This window comes from Mycobacterium sp. WUMAC-067 (assembly GCF_020217485.1).
Lineage (GTDB): Bacteria > Actinomycetota > Actinomycetes > Mycobacteriales > Mycobacteriaceae > Mycobacterium.
Genome location: NZ_JAEKMI010000017.1, coordinates 107,162 through 116,991, shown reverse-complemented (window position 1 = coordinate 116,991; position 9,830 = coordinate 107,162). Strand labels below are relative to the sequence as shown.

General features: G+C 67.7%; 9 protein-coding genes and 1 pseudogene. 5 read left to right on the top strand and 5 right to left on the bottom strand.

Going from position 1 to position 9,830, the window contains the following annotated elements; genetic code table 11:
* Positions 1-172, bottom strand: a pseudogene (locus tag JF781_RS14520) (serine/threonine protein kinase); the annotation flags it as partial.
* 15 nt (positions 173-187) lie between these two features.
* Complete coding sequence (pstS, locus tag JF781_RS14515; RefSeq protein ID WP_225329551.1) at positions 188-1,294, bottom strand: phosphate ABC transporter substrate-binding protein PstS; 1,107 nt, start codon at positions 1,292-1,294, stop codon at positions 188-190.
* Between the two features lie 184 nt (positions 1,295-1,478).
* On the opposite strand from pstS (JF781_RS14515), the gene JF781_RS14510 reads away from it, so the two are divergent.
* The 5 genes from JF781_RS14510 to pstA all read left to right on the top strand — a co-directional run bounded on the left by JF781_RS14510 (position 1,479) and on the right by pstA (position 6,534).
* Positions 1,479-2,285 (top strand): ATP-binding cassette domain-containing protein, encoded by an 807-nt coding sequence (locus JF781_RS14510; protein ID WP_225329552.1) that lies wholly within the window; start codon positions 1,479-1,481, stop codon positions 2,283-2,285.
* 37 nt (positions 2,286-2,322) lie between these two features.
* Positions 2,323-3,456 carry a phosphate ABC transporter substrate-binding protein PstS gene (gene pstS / locus JF781_RS14505; protein WP_225329553.1) on the top strand — a complete coding sequence of 378 codons (1,134 nt, stop codon included), beginning with the start codon at positions 2,323-2,325 and terminating at the stop codon, positions 3,454-3,456.
* 67 nt (positions 3,457-3,523) lie between these two features.
* Positions 3,524-4,636, top strand: a complete 1,113-nt coding sequence (gene pstS, locus JF781_RS14500; RefSeq protein WP_255641878.1) for a phosphate ABC transporter substrate-binding protein PstS — start codon at positions 3,524-3,526, stop codon at positions 4,634-4,636.
* 22 nt (positions 4,637-4,658) lie between these two features.
* Positions 4,659-5,684 (top strand): phosphate ABC transporter permease subunit PstC, encoded by a 1,026-nt coding sequence (gene pstC, locus JF781_RS14495; protein ID WP_225329587.1) that lies wholly within the window; start codon positions 4,659-4,661, stop codon positions 5,682-5,684.
* A gap of 1 nt (position 5,685) precedes the next feature.
* Complete coding sequence (pstA, locus tag JF781_RS14490) at positions 5,686-6,534, top strand: phosphate ABC transporter permease PstA (RefSeq protein WP_225329555.1); 849 nt, start codon at positions 5,686-5,688, stop codon at positions 6,532-6,534.
* Between the two features lie 8 nt (positions 6,535-6,542).
* Here pstA and JF781_RS14485 read toward each other — a convergent pair whose 3' ends face one another.
* From JF781_RS14485 to JF781_RS14475, 3 genes are read right to left on the bottom strand one after another with little or no spacing between them, the layout of a single operon-like run.
* Positions 6,543-6,983, bottom strand: a complete 441-nt coding sequence (locus JF781_RS14485; protein ID WP_225329556.1) for a response regulator — start codon at positions 6,981-6,983, stop codon at positions 6,543-6,545.
* Entirely contained in the window at positions 6,980-8,581 is a 1,602-nt protein-coding gene (locus tag JF781_RS14480; RefSeq protein ID WP_225329557.1) for a CHASE3 domain-containing protein, read from the bottom strand. The genes JF781_RS14485 and JF781_RS14480 overlap by 4 nt, the downstream gene beginning before the upstream one ends.
* Positions 8,578-9,723, bottom strand: a complete 1,146-nt coding sequence (locus tag JF781_RS14475) for a PP2C family protein-serine/threonine phosphatase (RefSeq protein WP_225329558.1) — start codon at positions 9,721-9,723, stop codon at positions 8,578-8,580. The genes JF781_RS14480 and JF781_RS14475 overlap by 4 nt, the downstream gene beginning before the upstream one ends.
* Positions 9,724-9,830 lie beyond the last annotated feature (107 nt).

The following is a 9,830-nucleotide window of genomic DNA, read 5'->3' as shown; positions in this document are numbered from 1 at the left end:
ACTCCGAGTTGCCGGAGAACTGCTGCGAGATCAGTTTCAGGGCCACCATGCGGCGCTTGCGGGTGTCCTCGGCCTCGTACACCTCACCCATGCCGCCCTGACGCAGCAGGCGCACCAGCCGGTAGGGGCCGAACCAGGACCCGGCCCGCGAGGCCGGCCCGCTATCGCTCACGGTCGAGTCTCCATGTCACGAAATCGCATTGACCGCGCCCGACAGCTTCGCCGTGAACGAGCTGGGCAGCGGGATGGAACCGTACTGATCCAGACCATCCTGGCCCGGACCGATCGCGGCCTGCATGAACGCCTTCACCGCCGTGCCCGTCGCCGCGTCCGGATACTTCGAGCAGACGATTTCGTAGGTCGCCAGCACGATCGGGTACGCGCCGGACTGTGTCGGCTTGTAGAACGACGACGTGTCGAGCACCAGGTCGTTGCCCTGCCCCTTGAAGGTCGCCCCGGCGATCGTCTTCTCGACGGAGTCCTTGGTGATGGGCACCGCGTCCGGGCCCGCCGAGGTGATGATCGAAGCCATGGTTAGCTGCTTGCCCACCGCGAACGACCACTCGTTGTAGGTGATCGACCCCTCGGTGTTCTGCAGCAGCGCGGACGTGCCATTGTTCCCGCTGGCGCCCTGCCCGACGCCGCCGTTGAACACCTCGCTGTCGCCCTTGCCCCAGGCGCCGTCGGACGCGCCGTCGAGGTACTTCTGGAAGTTGGCGGTGGTACCGGATTTGTCGCTGCGGAAGATGACCGTGATGGGCGTCGACGGCAGGTTGAGGCCCGAGTTGATCGCCTTCAGCGCCGGATCGTCCCACTTGGTGATGGTGCCGTTGAAGATCTTCGCGACGGTGGGCCCGTCCAGTTTCAGCCCGTTGACCCCGGTGAGGTGGTAGGTGACCGCGATCGGCCCGAACACCGTGGGCAGATCCCAGGCCGGCGAGCCGCACCGCTGGGCCGCCCGGTCGTTCTGACCGGTGGACGGGTCCAGCGGGACGTCGGACCCGGCGAGATCGGTTTGGTTGTTGAGGAACTCGGTCACGCCGGCGCCGGATCCGTTGGCGTCGTAGTCGAGCGTGTAGCCCGGGCAGGCCCGGACGTAGGCGTAGACGAACTGCTCGATGGCGTTTTGCTGCGCGGTCGAGCCGCTGTCTTTCAGGACCTTCTTACCGCCGCAGTCCACCGGCGCCGTCTTGGCGCTCGATCCCGACGACGAGTTGTTGTCGCCGCATCCCGCCAGCGCGAGGGCGACGGCGGCCACCAGGCTCAGTGCGACGCCAGATCGAGCGATCCTCACGAAACTCCTTTGATCGTCAACAAAAGTTAACCAATCGCGAATATACAAACCCTTGACAAAGAATAAGAGGTTAATGGCCGGTGACCGGGTGCCGGTCGCAAACACGTAGCATCGGTTGTCAATGCGTCGCGAACAACAGCTACCGGCCGCAGTTGCGGCTCCTGTCGCCGATGGCGGCCAGCTCATGCGGGCTGTCGACCTCACCTTGGGGTTCGGCCCCAAAACGGTCCTCGAGCAGGTCAGTCTCGACTTCCCCGCCCGTTCCGTCACCACCCTGCTGGGGCCGACCGGGTCGGGCAAGACCACCTTCCTGCGCACCCTGAACCGGATGAACGACAAGGTCTCCGGTTTCCGGCATAGCGGCGACGTGCTGTTGGGCGGGCGCACCATCTTCGCCGACCGCGACCTGATGGAGTTTCGCCGCAGCGTCGGCATGCTGTTCCAGCGTCCCAATCCGTTCCCGATGTCGATCATGGACAACGTCGTGGCCGGCGTACGCGCGCACAAAATGGCGCCGCGCAAGGAATTCAAGAACGTCGCCGAGGCCCGGCTCACCGAGGTCGGCCTGTGGGACGCGGTCAAGGATCGGCTCGGCGACTCCCCGTTCCGGCTCTCCGGTGGCCAGCAGCAGTTGTTGTGCCTGGCCCGCGCGCTCGCCGTCAACCCGGACGTGCTGTTGCTCGACGAGCCCACCTCCTCGCTGGACCCGACCACGACCGAAAAGATCGAGGGACTCATCCGATCGCTCGCCGACCGGCTGACCGTGATCATGGTGACCCACGACCTCGCGCAGGCCGCCCGCACCGGTGACCGGACCGCCTTCTTCTTCGAGGGCCGGCTGGTCGAGGAGGGGCCGACCAAGCAGTTGTTCCTGTCGCCGAAGCATGAGGAGACCGTCCGCTACTTCGCGCCGTTCCGGCCGGCGCAGGGCTCGGATCAGGGCTCCTCGCACACGGCCGGGGTCTCGAAAAGCGTCTCAGAAAGCCAATAGCGGGAAAGGGTCTCGCCGGGGAAGAGGAAGCGGGGACGTGAAGACTCGTCTGGGTACGCTGCTGGGTCTGGTGGCCATCGCGCCGCCGGCCCTGGGGATCGCGGCCTGCGGTTCGCACGCCGAGACCCCAAGGGGCGGTGCGGCGAGCGCCGGCCCGACCGTCGGCAGCGTCGCCACCGCCCCGGCGACCTCCACGATCGAGCTCTCCGAGACCGGCAGCACGCTGCTCTACCCGCTGTTCAGCGAGTGGGGCGCCGCCTACCGCGCGAAGTACCCGAACGTCACCATCACCACCCAGGGCAGCGGCTCGGGCGCCGGGATCTCCCAGGCCGCGGCCGGGGCCGTCGTCATCGGCGCCTCCGACGCCTACCTGTCCGCGGGCGACATGGCCGCGCACCAGGGGCTGATGAACATCGCGCTGGCCATGTCGGCGCAGCAGGTCAACTACAACCTGCCCGGTGTCCATCAGCACCTCAAGCTCAACGGCAAGGTGCTGGCCGGCATGTACCAGGGCACGATCAAAACCTGGAACGACCCGCAGATCGCCGGCATCAACCCCGGCCTGCAACTGCCCGACACCCCGGTGGTTCCGCTGCACCGCTCCGACGGGTCCGGCAGCACGTTTCAGTTCACCCAGTACCTGTCCAAGCAGGACCCCGACGGCTGGGGCAAATCGTCCGGCTTCGGCACCACCGTCGCCTTCCCGGCCGTGCCCGCCGCGCTGGGCGAAAACGGCGACGGCGCCATGGTGACCGGCTGCGCCGCCAACCCCGGTTGCGTGGCCTACACCAGCATCGGCTCGCTCGACGAGGCCGACCAGCACGGGCTCGGCGAGGCCAAGCTGGGCAACGCCTCCGGCAAATACCTGCTGCCCAACGCCAAGAGCATTCAAGCCGCGGCCGCCGCCTTCGCCACGAAAACCCCGGCGAACCAGGCGATCTCGCTGATCAACGGCCCGGCCCCCGACGGGTATCCGATCGTCAACTACGAGTACGCGATCGTCAGCGAAAACCAGCGCGACGGTGCCACCGCCCAGACGCTGCAGGCGTTCCTGCACTGGGCGATCACCGAGGGCAACGGCCCGTCGTTTCTGGACAAGGTTCACTTCCAGCCGCTACCGGACGAGGTGGTGACGTTGTCGGACGCCCAGATCGCCAAGATCAGCGGATGAGCACAGGAAACGCAAAGGGACGCAAGGGCCTAAAGGAAAGAGAAAGGAACAGACCGTGAAAGTTCGTATGAGTAGGTTGCTGGCGGCGGCCGCGACCGCGCCATTGGTTTTGGCGGCGGCCGCGTGTGGTTCGACCTCGCAGAACGGTGCGCCGAGCCAGGGTGGCGGCGGGCCGGTCGCGACGACGCCGGCTTCATCGCCGGTGACGTTGTCGGAAACGGGCAGCACGCTGCTGTACCCGCTGTTCAACCTGTGGGGCCCCGCCTATCACGACAAGTACTCGAACGTCACGATCACCACCCAGGGCACCGGCTCCGGGACCGGGATCTCCCAGGCCGCGGCGGGGGCGGTCGCCATCGGTGCCTCCGACGCCTACCTGTCCGAGGGCGACATGGCCGCGCACAAGGGGTTGATGAACATCGCGCTGGCCATTTCGGCGCAGCAGGTCAACTACAACCTGCCCGGCGTCACCGAACACATCAAGCTGAACGGCAAGGTGCTGGCCGGCATGTACAACGGCACCGTCAAAACCTGGAACGACCCGCAGATCGCCGGGCTGAACCCCGGCGTGAATCTGCCTGCCACGCCGGTGGTTCCGCTGCACCGCTCCGACGGGTCCGGTGACACCTTCCTGTTTACCCAGTACCTGTCCAAGCAGGACCCCGACGGCTGGGGCAAATCGCCCGGCTTCGGCACCACCGTCGCGTTCCCGACGGTGCCCGGCGCGCTCGGCGAGAACGGCAACGGCGGCATGGTGACCGGCTGCGCGGACACCCCGGGCTGCGTGGCCTACATCGGCATCAGCTTCCTCGACCAGGCCCAGGGCAAGGGGCTCGGCGAGGCGCAACTGGCCAACGCCTCCGACAAGTACCTGCTGCCCGACGCCAAGAGCATCCAGGCCGCGGCCGCCGGCTTCGCCTCGAAAACCCCAGCGAACCAGGCGGTCTCGCTGATCAACGGCCCGGCCCCCGACGGGTACCCGATCGTCAACTACGAGTACGCCATCGTCAACAGCGGTCAGAAGGACGGCGCCACCGCCCAGACCCTGCAGGCCTTCCTGCACTGGGCGATCACCGACGGCAACAACGCCTCGTTCCTGGACAAGGTTCACTTCCAGCCGCTGCCGACCGAGGTGGCGAAGTTGTCGGACGCTCAGATCGCCAAGATCAGCGGCCAGTAGGAGCTTGGTGACCGACTTCACGATGGGCGGCGCGCGGGCGCGGATCCGCGGCGCGCGCCGCCCGGGCCTGACCATCCGTTCCCTGGGTGCGGTGGGCGCGGTGGTTCCGCTGCTCGCGCTGGTGTTCGTGCTTGCGACCCTGCTCCTCGAGGCGCTGCCCGCGATCAGGGTCAACGGGCTGCACTTTTTCACCGCCACCGACTGGAACCCCGGCAACACCTACGGCGACGCCGTCGTCACCCGCGGCGTCCGGCATCCGGTCGGCGCCTACTACGGGGCGTTGCCGCTGATCGTGGGGACCCTGGCGACCTCGGCGATCGCCCTGGTCATCGGGGTGCCGGTGTCGATCGGGGCGGCGCTGGTGATCGTGGAGCGGTTGCCGAAGCGTCTCGCGTCGGCCATCGGGATGGTGCTCGAATTGCTCGCCGGCATCCCCAGCGTCATCGTCGGCCTGTGGGGCGCAATGACGTTCGGGCCGTTCATCGCCCACTACGTGGCTCCGGTGATCGCCCGCAACGCCCCCGACGTGCCGGTGCTGAGCTACTTGCGTGGCAATACCGGTAACGGCGAGGGCTTGTTGGTGTCCGGCCTGGTGCTGGCGGTGATGGTCATTCCCATCATCGCCAGCACCACCCGTGACCTGATCCGGCAAGTGCCGGTGCTGCCCCGCGAGGGCGCCGTCGCGCTGGGGATGACCGACTGGGAGTGCGCGCGGCGGGTCACCCTGCCGTGGGTGTCGAGCGGCATCGTCGGCGCGGTGGTGCTCGGGCTGGGCCGCGCGCTGGGAGAGACGATGGCCGTCGCCATGGTGTCGGGCGCGGTGTTGGGCGCGATACCCACCAACATCTACGCGACGATGACCACCATCGCGGCAACCGTTGTGTCGCAGCTGGATTCGGCGATGACCGACTTCACCGACTTCGCGGTGAAAACCCTCGCCGAGGTGTCGCTGGTGTTGATGGTGATCACGTTGCTGACAAACGTCGCGGCCCGCGCGATGGTGCGCCGGGTGTCGGGCACGGCGCTGCCGGTGGGACGGGGTGTCTGACGTGGTCGGTACCCGACGCAAGATCGTCAACGCGCTGTTCTGGATCGCCTGCGTGTGCTGCCTGGCGGTGGTGGTCGTGCCGACGCTGTGGATGCTGATCGAAGTCGTCGCGCGCGCCCTGCCGGTCTTCAAATGGAGCGTCCTGACCGAGAACACCCGCGGCAACGGCGGCGGCCTGCGCAACGCCATCATCGGCACCGTGGTCGTCGGCGTCGGCGTCATGCTGGTCGGGGGCACCGTCAGCGTGTTGACCGGGATCTATCTCTCCGAATTCGCCGGCGGCAGAACACGTTCCATCCTGCGCGGCGCCTACGAGATCTTGTCCGGCATCCCGTCGATCGTGCTCGGCTACGTCGGCTACCTGGCGCTGGTGGTGAAGTTTCACTGGGGGTTCTCCCTGGCGGCCGGGGTGCTGACGCTCTCGGCGATGAGCATCCCGTACATCGCCAAGGCCACCGAGTCCGCGCTTTCCCAGGTGCCCACGTCCTACCGGGAGGGGGCCGAAGCGCTCGGGTTGCCGCTCGGTTGGACCCTGCGCAAGATCGTGCTCAAGTCGGCGATCCCCGGCATCGTCACCGGGCTGCTGGTGGCGCTCGCGCTGGCGGTCGGCGAGACGGCGCCGATGCTGTACACGGCGGGCTGGTCGAACTCGGCCCCGACCGGGAAGCTCACCGACTCACCGGTCGGTTACCTGACCTATCCGATCTGGACGTTCTACAACCTGCCGTCGAAGACGGCCCGCGACCTGTCCTACGACGCCGCGTTCCTGCTGATCGTGTTCGTGTTCCTGCTGATCATCCTCGGGCGGTTGATCACCTGGTTCGCGCGGCGGCACTCCGAATCCGGGTAGCCCGCCGTTCAGGCGGTCGGCAGCCGCACCACCTGAACGAAGAACTCGTCGATCTGGCGGACCGCCTTCATGAACTGGTCCAGGTCAACGGGTTTGGTGACGTAGGCGTTGGCGTGCAGCTTGTAGCTCTTGAGGATGTCCTCCTCGGCCGAGGAGGTGGTGAGCACGACGACCGGGATCTGGGCCAGGTCGGGGTCGGACTTGATCTTCTCCAGCAGCTGGCGGCCGTCGTATTTGGGCAGGTTCAGGTCGAGCAGGATCAGGTCGGGCCGGGGCTCGTCGGCGAACTCGCCGCGCCGGTAGAGGTAGTTGAGGCCCTCCTCCCCGTCGTGCGCGACGTGCAGCCTGTTCTTGAGTTTGTTGTGCTCGAACGCTTCTCGCGTGATGAGCTCGTCGCCCGGGTCGTCTTCGACCAGCAGGATGTCGATCGCTCTGCCTTCGACTGTCACTGATGCGCTCCTTCCAAAGCGACTGAGTCTTCTTCCTCGACGGGCCCGGGGGTGGGCAACGTGAATTCGAATCGCGTCCCCTCCGTGTAGGACGTGTCGATCCGCACGGTCCCGCCGTGATGCTCGACGATCTTCTTGACCAACGCGAGCCCCACGCCGGTTCCTGCGTACACCTCCCGGCCGTGCAGCCGCTGGAAGATGACGAAGACCTTGTCGGAGAATTCCTCCGGGATGCCGATGCCGTTGTCCGACACGCTGAGCAACCATTCGCCGTCGTGGGTGCCCTCGCCGGGTGAGCATTCGATGACTACGCGGGGCGGGCGATCCTTGTGCCGGAACTTGATCGCGTTGCCAAGGAGGTTCTGCCACAGCATCGTCAGCAGCGTCGGGTCCCCCAGGATCTCCGGAAGCGGCTCCGCGGGCCGCACGATCTGGGCGTCGGTTTCTTCGATCGCGATGGCCAGGTTGGCCAGAGCGGAGTCGAGCGTCGCGTCGAGTTGCACCTCGGTCTCGGTGGTGCCCAGCCGGCCGACCCGCGAGAAGGTGAGCAGGTCGTTGATCAGCGCCTGCATGCGCTTGGCGCCGTCGACCGCGAAGCCGATGTATTCGACGCCACGCTCGTCGAGCTTGTCGCCGTACCGCTTCTCCAGCAGCTGGCAGAAGGAGGCCACCTTGCGCAGCGGTTCCTGCAGATCGTGGGACGCGACGTAGGCGAACTGCTCGAGTTCGGTGTTGGAACGGCGCAATTCGGCGGCCTGCTCGTCGAGCAGGGTTTGCGCCGAACGGGACACGTCGAGCTCCTCGACCATGCGTTTGCGCATGTTCTCGACGTCGATGGCCATGTTGCGAATGTCCTTGGGCCGCTTGGGCGCCGAGATGACTTCGTCGAAGTTGCCCTGGGTGATCCGGCGGCAGGCCGCGGCCAGATTCGCGATCGGCCGGGTGATCGCGGCGCGACTCAGCAACCCGATCAGCAGGGCCGTCCCCAACACGATCAGCACCATCGCGCCCAGCACCCAGTCGCGCCAGCCGTTGATGTCGTTGAGCTCACCGACGGCGCTTGTCGCCGCGTCCGCCAGGTGCGTGTTCTGCGTATCGAAAAGCACTCGTAGCCGGTCGAATTTGGCTTTGCCGAGGTCGGCCATCGAGGTGCTGACGACGGTGGGAACCTTGGGGGTGACCGCCGCGATGACGGGTTCGGCATAGCTGCTCCGCCAGTCCGCGGCGGCCGATTCGATGGCCTCCAGATCGGCCATCAGCTCCGCGCGCCCGCCCACCAGCCGCCGAATCTCCTCGGCGGCCGCCCGTTCGGCGCGTTGCCCGTCGTAATACGGCGCGAGGAACTGCCGGTCGGCGGAGATCAGGTAACCGCGCACGCCCGTTTCCTGGTCCCGCAGGGCCGCCTGCAGGTGCGTCGCCGCGACGCGCGCCGGCTGGATGTCCTCACCCACCTGGCGCGACACCTGGTCGGTGCGATCCAGCAACACCCCGCCGACCACCGCGCCGAGGAGCACCGTCGCGCCCATGATCCACAGGACGAGGGCCAGCCACCCCCGCACGGTGAGCTGCGCGAGCCGAAGCGGACGCGGTGCCGTCACGTCGTGGTCCTCTCGATTCGGAGCACGGCGATGTCGTCGGTGAGACCCCCGCGCGGCTCGGCGAGTTCCTGGGCGCCGTCGATGAGGGCGTCGACGAACGCCGGGCCGGGTTGGTTGACGTGCGAGCGGGCCAGCTCGAGCAGGCCATCCTCGCCGAGCCGCTCGGTGCCCTGCCCCGAATAGCCTTCGTAGAGACCGTCGGTCAGCAACAGCAGGCCGTGACCCGAGGGCAGCGCAAGCTCGTGGCGCGGCCAGTCGCCGGCATGCAGGCCCAGCGCCGGGCCGCCCGGCGGCTCCACCCACTCCACCGCGCCACCGCCCTGCAGCAACATCCCCGGATGCCCGGCGCGGATGACGCTGACCCGCGGGCTGTCCGGCGAGATCTCGAGGCTGAGCACGGTCGCGAAGATGCCGGTGCCGGTTCGTTCCGAATACAGCACCCGCTCCAGCTGCCGCATCAGGTCGACGCCGTGCACGCCCGCGAAGGTGAGCGTCCGAAACGCGATCCGCAGCGCCGCGCCCAGGGCCGCCTCGTGCGGGCCGTGCCCGGCGACGTCGCCGATCAGGACGTGCACGATCCGGTCGGGCGTCTGGACGACGTCGTAGAAGTCGCCGCAGAGCAAGGCGTCTTCGCGGCTCGGCCGGTACCGCGCGACGATGTCGACGCCCGGGTTGTCCAGCAGCAGCGGGGAGGGCAGCAGTCCGCGTTCCAGCAGCGCGTTCTCCCGAGCCCGCAGCTGGGTCGCGTGCAGGTCGGCGGCGATGAGCTCGGCGCGCTTGCGCTCGATCGCGTACAGCAGCGCGCGGCGCAGCATCTCGGGCTCGACCCGGCCCTTGACCAGGTAGTCCTGGGCGCCGGCGGCGACCGCCGACGCCCCGAAGTACTCGTCGTTCAGCCCGGTCAGCACCACGATCGGGACGGTGGCGTCCAGCTTGGCGACGCGGTCCAACGCGTCGATCCCGCTGGCGTCGGGCAGGTGCAGGTCCAGCAGCACGCAATCGGGGCGAGCGGATTCCAGCTCGCGTTCCGCGTCGGCCATCGACTTGGCCCACACCACCCGGACGTCGGTGGCCGCGTCGGTGATCAGGTCCTCCACGAGCAACGCGTCGGCGCGGTCGTCCTCGACCAAGAGCAACGACAAGGACTGCCAACTCGCCGTCGGTGTGACCGGAGCACGCGCCGGTATCAATTCCCGGCCATCTGTGGACGGGTGTGGGAAGTCACGTTCTGCACTGCAGACCCCCTGGC

Bases quoted from the DNA above. Each gene is read 5' to 3' on its own strand.
- pstS (WP_255641878.1), top strand. From the start codon at position 3,524: ATGAGTAGGTTGCTGGCGGCGGCCGCGACCGCGCCATTGGTTTTGGCG.
- pstC (WP_225329587.1), top strand. From the start codon at position 4,659: ATGGGCGGCGCGCGGGCGCGGATCCGCGGCGCGCGCCGCCCGGGCCTG.
- JF781_RS14510 (WP_225329552.1), top strand. From the start codon at position 1,479: ATGCGGGCTGTCGACCTCACCTTGGGGTTCGGCCCCAAAACGGTCCTC.